Source organism: Streptomyces sp. 8K308, from assembly GCF_004348315.1.
Taxonomy (GTDB): Bacteria; Actinomycetota; Actinomycetes; order Streptomycetales; family Streptomycetaceae; genus Streptomyces.
In genome coordinates, this window is sequence record NZ_SMKC01000160.1 from 1 (window position 1) to 15,392 (window position 15,392).

General features: G+C 73.0%; 16 protein-coding genes, 1 pseudogene and 1 riboswitch. Of the genes and pseudogenes, 5 read left to right on the forward strand and 12 right to left on the reverse strand.

Translation table 11 applies throughout. The annotated features are described in order from the left end of the window. Positions 1-221: 221 nt before the first annotated feature. On the reverse strand, positions 222-572 hold the full coding sequence (locus E1265_RS21105; RefSeq protein WP_132932242.1) for a helix-turn-helix domain-containing protein: 351 nt from the start codon (positions 570-572) through the stop codon (positions 222-224). 51 nt (positions 573-623) lie between these two features. Here E1265_RS21105 and E1265_RS21110 point away from each other — a divergent pair, with 51 nt between their 5' ends. Then, positions 624-1,520, forward strand: a complete 897-nt coding sequence (locus E1265_RS21110; RefSeq protein WP_132932244.1) for an NAD(P)-binding domain-containing protein — start codon at positions 624-626, stop codon at positions 1,518-1,520. A gap of 51 nt (positions 1,521-1,571) precedes the next feature. On the opposite strand, the gene E1265_RS21115 is transcribed toward E1265_RS21110, so the two are convergent. The 3 genes from E1265_RS21115 to E1265_RS21125 are packed head-to-tail and all read right to left on the reverse strand — an operon-like array spanning position 1,572 to position 3,442. Next, positions 1,572-1,976, reverse strand: a complete 405-nt coding sequence (locus tag E1265_RS21115; protein ID WP_243740991.1) for a hypothetical protein — start codon at positions 1,974-1,976, stop codon at positions 1,572-1,574. A 60-nt stretch (positions 1,977-2,036) separates the two neighbouring features. Next, the gene (locus tag E1265_RS21120; protein WP_132932246.1) at positions 2,037-2,225 is read right to left on the reverse strand and encodes a hypothetical protein; all 189 of its coding nucleotides are present in this window, start codon (positions 2,223-2,225) and stop codon (positions 2,037-2,039) included. Between the two features lie 50 nt (positions 2,226-2,275). After that, the gene (locus tag E1265_RS21125) at positions 2,276-3,442 is read right to left on the reverse strand and encodes an MFS transporter (protein WP_207931152.1); all 1,167 of its coding nucleotides are present in this window, start codon (positions 3,440-3,442) and stop codon (positions 2,276-2,278) included. A gap of 141 nt (positions 3,443-3,583) precedes the next feature. Here E1265_RS21125 and E1265_RS37175 point away from each other — a divergent pair, with 141 nt between their 5' ends. Next, positions 3,584-3,757, forward strand: a complete 174-nt coding sequence (locus tag E1265_RS37175) for a hypothetical protein (RefSeq protein ID WP_165953824.1) — start codon at positions 3,584-3,586, stop codon at positions 3,755-3,757. Positions 3,758-3,801: 44 nt separating this feature from the next. Here E1265_RS37175 and wrbA read toward each other — a convergent pair whose 3' ends face one another. Then, on the reverse strand, positions 3,802-4,419 hold the full coding sequence (gene wrbA / locus E1265_RS21130; RefSeq protein ID WP_132932261.1) for an NAD(P)H:quinone oxidoreductase: 618 nt from the start codon (positions 4,417-4,419) through the stop codon (positions 3,802-3,804). Positions 4,420-4,563: 144 nt separating this feature from the next. On the opposite strand from wrbA, the gene sigJ reads away from it, so the two are divergent. From sigJ to E1265_RS21145, 3 genes are all read left to right on the forward strand, one after another. After that, on the forward strand, positions 4,564-5,514 hold the full coding sequence (gene sigJ / locus E1265_RS21135; RefSeq protein WP_132932263.1) for an RNA polymerase sigma factor SigJ: 951 nt from the start codon (positions 4,564-4,566) through the stop codon (positions 5,512-5,514). Between the two features lie 177 nt (positions 5,515-5,691). Beyond that, positions 5,692-5,886, forward strand: a riboswitch (cobalamin riboswitch). Positions 5,887-6,065: 179 nt separating this feature from the next. After that, a complete protein-coding gene (gene metE / locus E1265_RS21140; RefSeq protein WP_132932248.1) occupies positions 6,066-8,393 on the forward strand; it encodes a 5-methyltetrahydropteroyltriglutamate--homocysteine S-methyltransferase in 2,328 nt (775 codons plus the stop codon). Positions 8,394-8,757: 364 nt separating this feature from the next. Beyond that, on the forward strand, positions 8,758-10,047 hold the full coding sequence (locus E1265_RS21145) for a glycoside hydrolase family 30 beta sandwich domain-containing protein (protein WP_132932265.1): 1,290 nt from the start codon (positions 8,758-8,760) through the stop codon (positions 10,045-10,047). Between the two features lie 221 nt (positions 10,048-10,268). Here the strand turns inward: E1265_RS21145 and E1265_RS21150 are convergent, their stop codons facing one another. The 7 genes and pseudogenes from E1265_RS21150 to E1265_RS21180 form a co-directional block, all read right to left on the reverse strand. Further along, positions 10,269-11,066, reverse strand: coding sequence for an SDR family oxidoreductase (locus E1265_RS21150; protein WP_132932250.1), 798 nt, complete (start codon positions 11,064-11,066; stop codon positions 10,269-10,271). A 91-nt stretch (positions 11,067-11,157) separates the two neighbouring features. Continuing rightward, positions 11,158-11,817, reverse strand: a pseudogene (locus E1265_RS21155) (ATP-binding cassette domain-containing protein); the annotation flags it as partial. A 299-nt stretch (positions 11,818-12,116) separates the two neighbouring features. Beyond that, positions 12,117-12,539 carry a hypothetical protein gene (locus E1265_RS21160; RefSeq protein ID WP_132932252.1) on the reverse strand — a complete coding sequence of 141 codons (423 nt, stop codon included), beginning with the start codon at positions 12,537-12,539 and terminating at the stop codon, positions 12,117-12,119. Between the two features lie 22 nt (positions 12,540-12,561). Beyond that, entirely contained in the window at positions 12,562-12,822 is a 261-nt protein-coding gene (locus E1265_RS21165) for a hypothetical protein (protein WP_132932254.1), read from the reverse strand. Then, on the reverse strand, positions 12,819-13,181 hold the full coding sequence (locus tag E1265_RS21170) for a DUF2089 domain-containing protein (protein WP_132932256.1): 363 nt from the start codon (positions 13,179-13,181) through the stop codon (positions 12,819-12,821). The genes E1265_RS21165 and E1265_RS21170 overlap by 4 nt, the downstream gene beginning before the upstream one ends. 117 nt (positions 13,182-13,298) lie before the next feature. Beyond that, the gene (locus E1265_RS21175) at positions 13,299-14,261 is read right to left on the reverse strand and encodes a TIGR03619 family F420-dependent LLM class oxidoreductase (protein WP_347877230.1); all 963 of its coding nucleotides are present in this window, start codon (positions 14,259-14,261) and stop codon (positions 13,299-13,301) included. 81 nt (positions 14,262-14,342) lie between these two features. Next, entirely contained in the window at positions 14,343-15,023 is a 681-nt protein-coding gene (locus E1265_RS21180) for an amidohydrolase family protein (RefSeq protein WP_132932257.1), read from the reverse strand. Between the last annotated feature and the right edge of the window lie 369 nt (positions 15,024-15,392).

A 15,392-nucleotide genomic window follows, 5' to 3' on the forward strand; every position in this document is an offset into this window, starting at 1 on the left:
CCACAGCGCCCGCCCCAACGTCCCGAACGGATCCCACACCTGCCCGTCGACGTCCCCGCCCGTCATCCACATCCCCTGTGTCGCACCGTGGTCCCGACCATCACCATCCGGCGTACCCACTTTTTTGTGGGTACTTGTCGGCGACCTGGCGGGCGGGCGAGGCTGTGTGTGCGGCGGCCGGAAGGGCGGCCGAGTCGAGGGCGTCCGGGAGGTCGGCGGTGTCAGAGGGCGGTGCGGGCCTCGGTGAGCCGGGTCAGGCGTCGGTACCCCCAGGCGGAGAGGGGCTCCAGCGCGTCGGCGAGTTCGCGACCGTAGGCGGTCAGGGAGTAGACCGTCTTCAGTGGCAGCTCGTCGTACACCTCCCGGTGCACCAGCTCGTCGGCCTCCATCTCCCGGAGCGCCTGGGTCAGGATCTTCTCACTGATACCCGGTAGCCGCCGGCGCAGCTCGCCCGGCCGCTGCGGGCCGTCCTCAAGCGCCCACAGCAGGACGGTCTTCCACTTGCCGTCGAGCACGGCGATCGCCGCCGTCACTCCGCAGACGTTCGTGTCCTGAGCACGACCGCGGGTCATCTCCACCCCTTACACAAGACTTCGATGTCGATTTAACGATAGGAGCTGAGCATGTCCTCATCCACCGAGCCCTCCGACCAGTCTGCCGTCACCGTCCTCGGCCTGGGGCCGATGGGCCGCGCGCTGGGCGGCGCGTTCCTCGACGCGGGGCTGCGGACCACGGTCTGGAACCGCACCCCGGGCCGGGACCGGGAACTCGTGGCACGGGGCGCGACCGGTGCCCGAACAGCTGAGGAGGCGGTCACCGCGAGCGAGTTGACCGTGGTGTGCGTGGTGAACTACGACGCGGCCGACGCCGTCCTGCGCCGCCCGGAGATGGTCGAAGCCCTCAAGGGGCGCACGGTGGTCAACCTGACCGCCGACAACCCCAACCGGGCCCGCGACGCCGCCGCGTGGGCGGCCGACCACGGCATCGGGTACCTGGACGGCGCGATCATGACGCCGACCACGACCATCGGGACACCGGACGCCGTGTTCCTCTACAGCGGCCCGGAGCGGCTCTACCAGGAGCACCGGCCGGTGCTCGACACCCTCGGCGGCGCGCACACCCACCTCGGCGCGGAGATCGGCCGCGCGGCCGCGTACGACATCGCTCTGCTCGACATCTTCTGGACGGCGATGGCCGGCTACGCGCACGCCCTCGCCGTGGCGCGGGCGGAAGGCATCACCGCGCAGGAACTGGCGCCGTTCGCCCAGGGCATCGCCGCGATCCTGCCGCCGCTGTTCGGCCTCGGCGTGGAGGACATCGACAACGGACAGTACGCCGGGGACATCAACCCCATCACCTCGACCGTGTCGACCATGGCCCACATCGTCCACACCTCCGAGGAACACGGCATCGACGCGAGCCTGATGCGCGCCGCCGAAGGCCTGGCCCGCCGCGCCATCGGCCGCGGGCACGGCACCGACGGATTCATGCGAGTCATCGACATCATGAACCCCCACTGAGCCGGCGACCGGCGGCCTCTCCGCCACGCCGCCGGCCAGGGGGCTCAGCCCTCAGCCACGCCGCGCGGCGCCCTCGGGCCAGACGACGTCCACCGGCAGCCCGGCCGCCTGGGCCTGGACGACCACGTCCGCGGTCCCACCCTTGCCCGTGGGGGGCGAGCCGCTCCACACCGCGACCAGCCGATCGGCACGACGCAGCAGTTCCTTTCCCGCCGCCGTGTACGCCTCGCCTCCCGCCTTCGCCCACGGCATGGTGACCACCTCGTCGGCCGCCTCCAGCAGCCGGTCGAACGCGAGGACGTGTTCGGGCGCCACCTTCCGGGCCCGGTAGTCGCGGGCGGGAATCACCAGGACCAGGCGGGCGCCGACCTCCAGCACGGTTTCGGCGAGGAGCGTGTCAGCCCCGGCGGCAAGGCAGGACACGCCCACCAGCTCTGTGACGTCGTGGCTGGACAAGCAACCTTCGCTTCTTGGCGCGCATCAACTGCTCGACGTGGATGTGCGGATCCGTCTCGCTCATCCCCGTCCACACCTCCGTCCGAGCCGTCCCGTGGTCAGACCAGGCGTCGGCGGCCCGGCGCAGGCGCGGCGGGAAGAGTTCCCCGAGGCGGCGAACAGGGCGTTCTCGTCGCGCTCCCAGCCGGCGAGGACCACGGCCCCGTCGCGGGCGAGCAGCCGGCGGGCCTCGGTGGCGGACGCGACCATGAGCGCCATGGTGGCGCTGTCGCAGGTCGTGCACAACCACCCTTTCACAACTACCGGCTGGCGAAGCGTCGGGTGGTCGGGACGAGCGCGGCGGCGGCCGGGGCGAGGAAGCACACGACGGTGCAGACGGCGAGCACGGGCCCGGGACCGAAGGTCTCGGCCGCCGGGGCGATCAGCGCGAGGCCGACCGGCGCCAGGCCGTAGGAGACCAGGAAGTCGAGCGAGGAGACGCGCGCCAGCTGCCGGGGCTCCACCTCCCGCTGCGTCGCGGTGAACCAGGGCACGTTGAAGAGCTCGATGCCGACGCCCGCCACCGCGTAGGCGGCGACCACCAGGGCCGGGTGCACCGGCAGCCACAGGCTGAGCGGGGCCAGACCGTAGGCGGCCAGGCCCGCCAGGGCCGCCCAGCCGGCGGACCTCGGGTACCAGCGCGCGATCAGCAGGGCGCCGAGCAGCGCGCCCGCGGTGTAGGCGGTGGTCGCGGCGACCAGCACCGTCTCGACGCCGTAGCGGTCGCGGCTGACCAGGGGCAGGAGCACCCCGGTCGCCGAGTAGCCGGTGGTGATGACGGCGGCCAGCGCGCCGAGCCCGGCGAGGAACCAGGGGTGCCGCCTGGCCTCCCGCACCCCCTCGGCGAACTCGGCGGCGAAGCCGGTGCGTTCGCCGGCGGCGGGGGCGCCGGCCGGGGCGTGCCGCCCGCGCGGCGGCACCGCGGCAGCGGCGAGCCACAGCAGGGCCGTGCCGAGCAGCAGCAGGGGGACGGCGAGGAAGGCGGCGAGCAGCGCCGCGAGTCCGGGGCCGGTCAGCGTCGTCACCCGCACGGACAGGGTCATGGCGGCGTTGGCCCGTTGCCGGAGCGAGGCGGCCACGACCTCCGCGGTCAGGGCCTGGAAGGCGGGCCGGCAGGCGCCCTGGCCGGCGCCTATCACGGCGCCGGCCAGCGCCATCACCGTCACCGACCGCCCCACGCCGGCGGCGAGCACCGGGCTGGCCAGGCCGGCGGCGAGGCCGGACCACCACACCACGGCGCGGCGCGAGTACCGGTCGGCGAGCACCCCTCCGACCACCACGGCACCGAGGAAGCCGGCGGTGCGCGTCGCCAGGACCAGGCCCAGCGCCCCGGCCGTGAGGGTGCCGTCCAACACGGCGAGCCCCAGGACGAACGGCATCGCCCAGGTCGCGAGCCCCGAGGCGGTGGTGCCCGCCCACAGCCGCAGGAAGGACGGGTCGCGCAGCACGGACCGCCGCTCCGCCACGGGGGCGGTGGCGACGGTGTGCGTCAACGGTCCTGACACGGCGGTCTCCTCCTCGGCTCGACGGCACGACGGCTCAACTCTGGTGGCACGACGGGCGACTCGGTGGCGACCGGCCCCGCGTTCGTCGACCACCTTCCGCCGCCCCCACCGCCCGAACAGATCATCGCCCTGAAGCAGCCGGGGGCCGACCCGCACACCCACCGTCAGTACGCCTGGAACGGCTGGACGTTCGCCCTGCCGCCCGATGTCTCCCGCCCGGCGAGCCCAGCCGCGTGATCCACCAACGCGTCCTGGACGGCACGTCGAGGTCTGCGGCCGGGTCAACCGGACACGGCGCGGCCGGCCCTGAGCGAGGCCGCCGTCTCGACGACGCGGCGGGCCTGGTGGTGCGCGGCCCGGGTGGCGACCTCGCCGGGCGGTCCGTCGCCGGCCACGTGCGAGGTGCCGTACGGGTTGCCGGACTCGAACTGGACGGGGTCGGTGTAGCCGGGGGGCACGATGACGCCGCCCCAGTGGTAGAACGTGTTCGCCAGCGCCAGCAGGGTGGACTCCTGTCCGCCGTGGGCGGTGTTGGAGGCGGTGAACGCCGAGTACACCTTGTTCGCGAGCCGGCCCTGGAACCACAGGGCGCCGGTGGCGTCGATGAACGCCCGCAGCTGGCTGGCCGGGTTGCCGAACCGGGTGGGGCTGCCGAACAGCACCGCGTCCGCCCAGTCCAGGTCGTCGAGGCTCGCCTCCGCGACGTCGGCGGTGTCACTGAGGTGTCGCGCCCACTCCGGCCTCGCGTCGATCGCCTCCCGCGGGGCCGTCTCGGCGACCCTCCGCAGTCGCACCCGCGCGCCGGCCCGCTCCGCGCCCTCGGCGGCGGCCCGCGCCAGGGCGTGCACGGTGCCGGTGGCGCTGTAGTAGATGATCGCGACGTTCACGGGGTCCACGATCGGTCTCCTTCCCTCGAATACCTGCTCGGGCGTCCTGCTCGGGCGTCCTGCCGGGTACGACGAGACAGGCGCCCGACGTGTGAGGCGAGGCGCGGACCTCACACTTCGCCGGGCTGTCTCGTCGAGGTGGTGAAGGTGAACGCGATGGAAGGGGACGGCGACGCCATGAGGGCCAAGACCGAACCGGGCCCGAGCGCGGTCCTGGGCGAGCGACAGCAGCTGATCGGCCTCGGGTACCGCCTCCTCGGCTCGCTGGCCGACGCCGAGGACGTCGTGCAGGAGACCTACGCCCGCTGGTACGCCATGCCCGAGTGGCGGCGGGCGCGCGTCGAGTCTCCCGGCGGTTGGCTGACGACCGTCGCCAGCCGCATCTGTCTCGACCTGCTCGGCTCGGCGCGGGCCAGGCGGGAGCGGTACGTGGGCGAGTGGCTACCCGAGCCGCTCCCGGACCGCACGGAGTGGGTCAACGGGCGGTGGACCACCGGCACCTCTGCCGATCCGGCCGACCGGGTCACCCTCGACGAGTCGGTCACCATGGCCTTCCTCGTGGTGCTCGAATCGATGACCCCGGCCGAGCGGGTGGCGTTCGTCCTGCACGACGTGTTCCGCTACCCCTTCGCCGAGGTCGCCGAGATCGTCGGCCGCACGCCGGCCGCCTGCCGTCAGCTCGCCTCGTCGGCCCGGCGTCGCGTCTCCGCGTCGCGGGGCCCCACCGCCACCCCGGCGGCCGGGCGCGCCGACCTCGTCAGGGCCTTCAGGCGGGCCTGGGAGGCCAAGGACATCGACACGCTCGTCGGGCTGCTGGCCCCCGACGCCACGGCGACCGGCGACGGCGGCGGCCTGGTGACGGCCGCACCCCGCCCCGTCGAGGGCGCCGAGCGGATCGCGCGCTTCTTCGCCGACCGGCCCGGCGCCGCGGGCCCCATGACGCTCCTGGAGCGCACGGTCAACGGCCGCCCGGGCCTGGTGGCCCAACTGGACGGCGTCACCGTGGCGGTGCTGGCCTTCGACATCGCGGGCGACCGGATCAGGCACATCTGGGCCGTCCTCAACCCGGACAAGCTCCGGCCGTGGACGACCCGAACCGCGCGCTGACGAAGCGTCCTCCGGCCGCGACACCCGGCCGGAGAGGTACCGCTCGGCGCGCCCCCCGGTCGCCGCGGTGCCGGCGCGCCGCCCCAGCCGCGCCGGCACCGGCCACCGCCGCGTCAAGCATCCGGATGACGGACGTGCCCCCCAAAGCCCCGGCGGAGCCGTACGCTGGCCGTCGCAGCTGGTTCGCCCCGTCCGCCAGGCGGGACGCGTCGCAAGAGGGAACCCGGTGGGAATCCGGGACTGCCCCGCAGCGGTGAGCGGGAACGACCGCCGTCATACGCACTGGGCCCGACGAACGGGCCTGGGAAGCGACGGCCAGTAGGTGTCCTCCGGTCAGGAGGGCGGGCCCGCGAGTCCGAAGACCTGCCAGCTGCCCGCGCGCGGACGACCCGGGCGCGGACATCCCGGTGACCTCGTGGGCGGGTCGGCGTACACACCCAGGCGGACGACAGCGCCTTGCGGCGCGTGGCCGTTCCCGTCCGGTGCCGTCCCCTTCGCGCCCGCGTCCCGTCGCAGGGATCTCAGGGAAGCGTCTCGCGAAGGAGATCTCCATGACCACCATGCCCGCAGCCACCAAGCCCGCGGCCGCACGGGCCACCGTGTACGGCTACCCCCGCCAGGGTCGGGACCGGGAGTTGAAGAGGGCGATCGAGGGCTACTGGAAGGGGCGCGTCACCGCCGACGCCCTCCGGGCCACCGCCGCCGAACTGCGCCGCGCCAACTGGCGGCAGCTGGCCGAGGCCGGCGTCGCCGAGGTCCCCACCGGCGACTTCTCCACCTACGACCACGTCCTGGACACCACCGTGATGGTCGGCGCGATCCCGGCCCGCCACCGGGCCGCCGTCGCCGCCGACCCGCTCGACGGCTACTTCGCCATGGCGCGCGGCACGCGGGACGTCGCACCGCTCGAGATGACCAAGTGGTTCGACACCAACTACCACTACCTGGTCCCCGAACTCGGCCCGGACACGGAGTTCACCGCCGACTCCACCAAACAGGTCGGCGAGCTCACGGAAGCCCTCGCCCTCGGCCTGCCGGCCCGCCCCGTCCTCGTCGGCCCCGTCACCTACCTGCTGCTCGCCAAGCCGGCACCCGACGCGCCCGCCGACTTCGAGCCGCTGGCCCTGCTCGACCGCCTGCTGCCGGTGTACGCCGAGGTCCTGGCCGACCTTCGGGCGGCCGGCGCGGAGTGGGCGCAGCTGGACGAGCCGGCCCTCGTCCAGGACCGCACCCCGGCCGAACTGGACGCCGCCGCCCGCGCCTACCGCGCGCTCGGTTCCCTCGCCGACCGGCCGAAGATCCTGGTCGCCACCTACTTCGACCGGCTCGGCGACGCCCTGCCCGTACTCGCCAAGGCCCCGGTCGACGGGCTCGCCATGGACTTCACCGCCGCCGCGGCGCCCAACCTCGACGCGCTGGCGGCCGTCGGCGGGCTGCCGGGCAAGCGCCTGGTCGCCGGCGTGGTCGACGGCCGCAACGTCTGGATCAACGACCTGTCGAGGTCCCTCACCACCCTCGGCACCCTGCTCGGCCTGGCCGACCGGGTGGACGTCGCCGCCTCCTGCTCGCTGCTGCACGTCCCGCTCGACACGGCGGCCGAGCGGGACATCGACCCGCAGATCCTGCGCTGGCTCGCCTTCGCCCGGCAGAAGACGACCGAGCTCGTCACCCTCGCCAGAGGGCTCTCCCTCGGCACCGACGCCATCGCGGCCGAACTCGCCGCCAACCGCGCCGACCTGGCCTCCCGCGCCGGCTCTCCCATCACCCGCGACCCGGCCGTCCGCGCCCGCGCCGCCGCGGTGACCGAGGCCGAGGCCCGCCGCTCGCGGCCCTACCGCGAGCGGGCCGCCGCCCAGCGCGCCCGCCTCGGCCTGCCGAGGCTGCCGACCACGACCATCGGCTCCTTCCCGCAGACCGGCGACCTGCGCGCCGCCCGCGCCGACCTGCGCGCCGGCCACCTCGACACCGCCGGCTACGAGGAGCGCGTCAGGGCCGAGATCCGGGAGGTCGTCTCCTTCCAGGAGGAGATCGGCGTCGACGTCCTGGTGCACGGCGAGGCCGAACGCAACGACATGGTGCAGTACTTCGCCGAGCAGCTCACCGGCTACCTCGCCACCCAGCACGGCTGGGTGCAGTCCTACGGCACCCGCTACGTCCGACCGCCGATCCTGGCCGGCGACATCTCACGCCCCGAGCCGATGACGGTGCGCTGGACGACGTACGCCGCGTCGCTCACCTCCCGCCCGGTCAAGGGCATGCTGACCGGCCCGGTGACGATGCTCGCCTGGTCCTTCGTCCGCGACGACCAGCCCCTGGGCGACACGGCCCGCCAGGTCGCCCTCGCACTGCGCGACGAGGTGAACGACCTGGAGACGGCCGGGACCTCGGTGATCCAGGTGGACGAGCCCGCGCTGCGCGAGACGCTCCCCCTGCGGGCCGCCGACCGCGCCGGATACCTGGAGTGGGCCACGGAGGCGTTCCGGCTCACCACCGGCGGCGTGCGTCCCGACACTCAGATCCACACCCACATGTGCTATGCCGAGTTCGGCGACATCGTCCAGGCCATCGACGACCTCGACGCCGACGTCATCAGCCTGGAGGCCGCCCGCTCCCACATGCAGGTCGCCCGCGAACTCGCCGCGCACGGCTACCCGCGCGAGGCCGGCCCCGGGGTCTACGACATCCACTCCCCGCGCGTGCCGAGCGCCGAAGAGGCCGCGGCGCTCCTGCGCACCGGCCTGCGCGCCATCCCCGCGGACCGCCTGTGGGTCAACCCCGACTGCGGCCTGAAGACCCGCGGCTGGCCCGAGACCCGCGCCGCGCTGCGGAACCTGGTCACGGCGGCACGCACCGTGCGCGGCGAACTGCCTGCCTCCTGACCACCCACACCACCGGCCGGGGCCGGGCTCGCATGTGCGTCCCGACCCCGGCTTCCAGGGTCTGGATGGGTGCGAATTGGCCGCGCCGGGCCAGCCCCATGGTCGTGGGTGGCCTTCGTGATCGGCCCCGCCCCGCGCGAGGAGACTGCCGCACTTCGCCCCGGCGACCGCCGAGGCCCGCGAGCGCCTCGAACTCCCGCGGGTGCTCGGCGTCGAGGACTTCCCCAGCGGGGCGACGAACCCGTCGCGACAGCCGTTGACGGTCGTGGGCGGGGCCGTTACGTTGCCAGCGATCCGTAATGGGAGCGCTCCCAATCGACGACGCTCGGGAGGCGACACAGTGACGGCACAGCGGAACGAATCGATGGGCACCGGTCCTGGATCTCCGAGTCGGAGGGCGGTGTTGGCGACGCTGGGGACCCTGCCGGTCCTCGCCGCCACCACCACGCCAGCCGCGGCCGCACCCGGGACGCCGATCACGGTGGCGGCCACCGTGGTCGTCAACCCCTCGGCGACCCGACAGACCATCCGGGGCTTCGGCGGCATGAACCACACCGTCTGGATCAGCGACCTCACAGCCGCCCAACGCGACACCGCCTTCGGCAACGGCACCGGACAACTCGGCTTCACCATCCTCCGCATCCCCGTCCACGAGGACCGGGCGAACTGGAGCCGCGAGGTCGCCACCGCCCGCCGCGCCGTGGAGCTCGGCGCCACGGTCATCGCCTCACCCTGGAACCCACCCGCCAACATGGTGGAAACCTTCGTGCGCGGCAGCCAGACCAACGCCCGCCGACTCAGGTACGACAGCTACGCCGCATACGCCCAGCACCTCAACGACTTCGTCACCTTCATGCGCAACAACGGCGTGAACCTCTACGCCATCTCGGTGCAGAACGAGCCGGACTACGCGCACGACTGGACCTGGTGGACCCCCACCGAGATGATCCGCTTCCTGCGCGAGAACGCCGGCTCGATCAGCACCCGGGTCATCGCCCCGGAGTCCTTCCAGTACGTGAAAAGCTTCTCTGATCCGATCCTCAACGACGCCCAGGCGCTGGCGAACCTCGACATCCTCGGGGCGCACCTGTACGGCACGCCGTATCAGAACTTCCCCTACCCCCTCTTCACACAGCGCGGCGCCGGCAAGGAACTGTGGATGACCGAGGTCTACCACCCCAACAGCAGCGACTCCGCCGACCTCTGGCCCCAGGCCCTCGACGTCGGCGAACACATCCACCGGGCTCTGGTGGACGGCGAGTTCCAGGCGTACGTGTGGTGGTACATCCGGCGCGGCTACGGCCCCATGCGGGAAGACGGACAGATCAGCAAGCGCGGCGCCAACATGGCGCACTTCTCGAAGTTCGTCCGCCCGGGGCACGTGCGGATCGACGCCACCCCCGCCGCCCAGTCGAACCTCTACACCTCCGCCTACCGAGGCGGGAACGGCCAGATCGTCATCGTCGCCGTCAACAAGGGGACCTCGTCGGTCAGCCAGCCCTTCACCCTGCAGAACAACGCCTCGGCACGCGTCTCCTCCTGGCTCACCGACGCGACCAGAAACCTCGCGCCCCAGGCCGCCATCACCGTGACCAACGGCACCTTCACCGCCCAACTCCCCGCCCGGAGCATCACGACCTTCGTCACAGCCTGACGCGCCCGCCAGGACGGGCAACCTCCGGGGCCGCCGGTTGGTCCAACTCGGCGGCACCCGCCCCGTCTTCTCTGGAGGTCCCCATGTCCGCACGCCGACTCGTCACCGCCGCGCTCGCCACAGCCTGCGCCCTGGCCGCCGCCCTCACCGCCTCCGACATCGCCCCGGTCCTGATCGGCGGGTTCCTGATCGGGGCCTGAGCCGTCCCGCGCGCGCCGGCCTCAGCCCAGCCGTACCGGGACCACGACGAGTTCGGCGATGTTCACGTTGGCCGGTGCCGCGACGGTGAAGGCGACGGACTCGGCGATGTCCTCCGCGGACAGCGGCCGCAGGTCGCTCCGCATCCGGGCCAGGGCGGCGCGCATGTCACCGTTCAGCATGTCGTCCCCCAGTTCGGTGGCGGTTACGCCGGGCTCGATGGTGCGCACCCGTACGTTGCGCGGTCCCAGTTCGGCCCGCAGGTTGCGGGTCAGGTGGGCCACGGCGGCCTTGGTGGCGCAGTAGACGGACCAGTTGGGGTAGAGGCTGTGCCCGCCGATGGAGCCGACGTGCACGAGGTCGGCCGGGCCGCTCTCCGCCGCGGCGAGCAGGTCGTCGACGAAGGCGCGGCCCGTGAGCAGCAGCCCGCGCAGGTTGACGTCGAGCATGCGGTCCCACTCGGCGGTGTCGGCGGTCGCGAACGGGGCGCCCAGCATCGCGCCCGCGTTGGCCACGACGATGTCGACCCGGCCGAGCGCGGACCGCACGGTCGCCGCGGCCTGGGCGAGACCGTCGCGGTCCGCGACGTCCACGGCCACCGGCAGGAGTTGGCCGGCGGCCGCCGGACGCAGTTCCTCGGCCAGCGCCGTGAGCCGGTCCGCGCGGCGGCCGAGCAGCGCGACGGAGGCGCCGCCGAGGGCCAGCCGACGGGCGGTGGCGGCGCCGATGCCGCTGGTGGCGCCGGTGACGACGGCCACCCGTCCGTCGAGCGGGCTTCCGGAGACGGTGACGGACGCTGAGGAGTGTGCGGAAGAAGTCATGCCCCCACCGTGCGGTCGATCCGACGGCCGTTCCAGGCAGCGTCCCAGCCGGACGCCGGGACCCCGGGTGTGGCACGTCCACCCTCGGCGGGTTCAGCACCGCGATGCGGTGGGCGAGTTCGTCGGCCTCCTCCAGGTACTGGGTGGTGAGGAAGACGGTGACGCCGCTGGAGACCAGCTCTCGGATGATGCCCCACATGCTGTGGCGGGAGCGTGGGTCAAGGCCGGTGGTGGGCTCGTCGAGGAAGATGACGCGGGGGCTGCCGACCAGGGTCATCGCGATGTCCAGGCGGCGCTTCATACCGCCGGAGTAGGTGGAGGCCGGCTTCTTCGCCGCCTCCACCAGGTCGAAGCGCTCCAGCAGTTCGGCCGCGACCCGGCGTCCCTCGCGCTTGGAGAGGTGGTGCAGGTCCGCCATCAGGAGCATGTTCTCCTCGCCGGTGATCAGGCCGTCGACGGCGGAGAACTGCCCCGTGACACCGATCGCCGCACGCACCGCCTGGGGGTTGGCCGCGAGGTCGTGGCCGCCAACCTGAGCCTGACCACCGTCGGCGGTGATGAGGGTGGAGAGAATCTTCACCGCGGTGGTCTTGCCCGCGCCGTTCGGCCCGAGCAGCGCGAACACGGACCCGGCAGGAATGCGCAGATCGACGCCGTCGAGCACGGTCTTGTCTCCGTAGGACTTGCGCAGACCGACCGCCGAGACGGCGAAGGACGACCGGGGACCACCACCCAGATTGGATGTGGGCATGACAGAAATTCCCTTTCGAAGGCGGACATGACTGGGGATGTGGATGAGTTGGCGGAGCCGGTACCCAGTCCGGGCAGGGCGCGCTCCACCCAGGCGGCCGGCGGAGCCGTCGCCGCCAGACCGTCCTACGACCGGAGTGCGACGCCGGCCGCCTTTCCCCTCGCCCGGGGACTCCGCGGGCCGTCGAATGGCGACCCCGGCGGCTCGACAGCACCGCGGAGCCGGCTCCTCGCCGGGTCTCGATCAGCGGGTCGCCAGCGCCGTGTTCGATCGCGGAGACCGCGGAGACCGCGGCGGCGTCACTCGCAGTAGACCCGGATCGTGGAGCCGGGGTCGTCGAGGTCGACGATGACGTCGTCGAGGTGCTCGACGAGGTCATCGAGGTGCTGCGGCTTGAGCTCGGCGAGGTCGATCGGCACGCCGACCCTGTCCAGCTCCGCGTTGACCCTGGTGATGGCCACCGGCGGGAGCAGGGTGGTGAGCCGGACGCCGGCGCGCAGCAGTTGCAGCGGGATGCGCACATTGAGCCGGCTGGGGCCGGCGTCGTCCTGGGCGTCCATCACCACGCGCAGGTACTTGGGGCGGGCCTTCGGGCGGGAGGTCGTTCCCGGCAGGGTCTCGGGCTGCTCGCGCTGGAGCGCTTCGATCAGACGATCGGCCTCGTCCGCGGTGATCTTTCCCTCCGCCAGCATCTCCAGGATCTGGCGGCGCTGCTCGTTCATGTGCGTTTCCTGCCCCTCTTCGTCATCTGACGCTGACCAGCACGGCCGTCCGGCCCTGCTCCATCTCGAACCGGGCGCCGGGCAGCGCCCACAGCAGCCGCCCGACGCCGCGCAGCGCGCCCACCGGGCCGATCCGGAAGATGAGGCAGGCGATCACTCCGCCCAGCACGGCCAGCAGCAGCAGCGGCGACAGCAGCAACACCACCGGCAGGACCGGCACGTACAGCCGCCGCCACCGGCCGTCGGGGCGGCGATGGCGCACCGTCACCAGCTGCGGGATCATCGGGATCCCTCCAGCTCGGCCAGCGCCTCCTCGGCGCTGATCTCCCCCCGGCGCAGGCGATCGATGATGTCGGCGCTGGCGGGCGCCGGGTCGACGTCGACGAAGTCGAGCTGTTCGGCGATGCGCTTCAGCCGGGACTTGATCGTCGGGTAGCTCACCCCGAAGATCCGCTCCATCTCCTTGATCGACCCGTGCGACCGCACGAACGCGGCGACGAACACCTGGTCGTCGACGCCGAGCTGCGCCAACTGCGGCGGCTCGAACTGGCCCTCGACCGCGACGCCGCTGCCGACGAGCCGAACCCGCTCGACCACGAACGGCCGCCCCTGTGTCAGGTCCGTCAGCTCCTGCCAGTCCACCCTTCGGCTCCCTGCTCTCGGCGACCTACTGATGGTTCATTTGTATCTTGAGTTTTTTAAGGCGTCAACGCGAGAACCTTAATTTCTCTGAGGTTATCGCCAACGTTGGCGAGGCCGCTAGCGGCGCGCCAGCTCCAGCGTCCGGTGGGCGAGGTCGAGCGCGTGGTCCACACCTCGCTCGGCCTGGTACACGAGGTCGACGAAGGCGTGGTCGACATCCGCCTCGTCCCGCGCCCGCCGGATGACGTCCGCGACGTCGTCCGGCGTCTGCCCGGCGGTCGGGTTGACGCGCAGGACGACGCCGATGCTCGCCGGGTCGCGGCCCTCGGTCTCGGCCATCCGCCGGATCAGCCGCAGCGGCTCGACGACCACGGCCGCCAGGTCGACGTCGGTGCCGGCCGCCACCGCCAGGAGGCCGTCGCCCCGGCGGGCCACCCTGCGTCGCGAGGCGGGGGAGAAGCCGGCGAGGTAGATGGGGGGCCGGGGTCGCTGGATGGGCCGCGGTCCGATGTGGGCGGCGGGGAACGAGACGTGCGTACCGTGGTGTTCGACGGGGCCGGTGGCGCTCCACACGGCCTCCAGCACGTCGAGCGTCTCGTCGAGGCGCGCGCCGCGCCCCTTCCAGGGCACGCCCACCCCCTGGTACTCCTCGGGTGACCAGCCGATCCCGAAGCCGGGGATCAGCCTGCCGCCGCTGACCACGTCGATGCCGCTGAGCGAGCGGGCCAGCAGCAGCGGCGGGTACCAGGTCGCGTTGACGGTGCTCGTGCCGAGCAGCGCCCGTTCGGTGACGGTCGCGGCCACGGTGAGGGCGACGAACGGGTCGAGCACGGCGTTCAGCTGCCAGGGGATCGTGTCCCCACCGCCGTATCCCACGGTCGGGTTCACCGCGGCCAGCACCCGGTCGGCGGCCCACAGGCTGTCCGCGCCGAACTCCTCGGCCTGGCGCGCGAACCGGGCGACCCCCTCGCCGATCTGGTCGAGCTCTCGAACCATCGCGCCGTACTGCGGCAGTCCGAATCCGATGCGCAGGTCATCGCGCCCGGCGTCGGAGCGCCTCGTCTTCGCCTGATCCATCATCAGCCTCCTCTGAAACGGGACGGGACGGGAACGGAACGGAACACGCCCGGCGGTGTGTCAGGGGCGTGGTGGGTCGATGAGTCACCGCCAGGTCGCTTCCCCGCCGGCGGCGCGGAGGTGGTCGCGGCTGGCCTCGGCGAGCCGTCGGGCGCGGGTGAGGTCGAGGCCAACCGGTTCGCCGCCGTGCCCCCGCACCCGGCCGCCCACGACGACGGTGTCGACGTCCCCGCGTCCCGCCTGGAACACCAGCACCGGGACCATCGACGGCGTGTCGCGCCGCAGCAGCACGAGGTCGGCCAGCTTGCCGGGGGTGATGGAGCCGATGCGGTCGCCCATGCCCAGGGCCTCGGCGCCGCCGAGGGTGGCGTAGCGCAGGACGTCGGCGGCCCGCGGGTCCTGGGCGACCACCTGTTCGCCGCGTTCGTTGCCGGCGTACACGTCCTCCGGCCGCAGGTGCGGCAGCAGGGCGCCGATCGCCTCCAGGTAGTTCGTCAGCGTCCAGTCGACCCCGAGGCCGCGCAACGCGGACTGCCACATGTGCCGGTGGGTGTCCACGAACCCCGGCGACAGCAGCGCTCCCTCGGCCTCGATCACCACCGCGTCGTGCGGCGCTGACAGTCCCCGGCTCACGGCCGCGATCCGCTCCCCCACCACCAGGACGTCGGTGTCCGACCGGACGCCGCGCGCCTCGTCCACCGTCACCACGGTGGCTCCACGGATCAGCAGCGGCCGCCCCGCGGGAAAGCGGGCCGGCTCGGTCACGGCGGCCCGCGCGGCGGGGAGGCCCCGGCGACCAGCGCGGCTCCCGCCGCCGCTGCCGCCGCCGTTCCGGCCAGCAGTCCGCGGCGGCCCATCGAGCCGGGCCGGCCGTCGCGGGTGTCATATCGTCGGTCACGCTCGCAACTCCTCCGCATGGGCGGAAAGTAGATGAAGCGTCATCCATTCTGGTTGACGCGTCAAGCTTTTGGCTAGGCTGACCCGCATGAACAAGACACCCCGCTGGCTGACGCCGGACGACCTGGCCGCGCTCGTCCGGACCGCCGCACGCGTCATGGCGCGGCGGGACAGGGCTCCGGGGAACCCGCTGTGACCGACGATCGGCCCCGCACCACCCCGCCCGGCGGCGAGTAC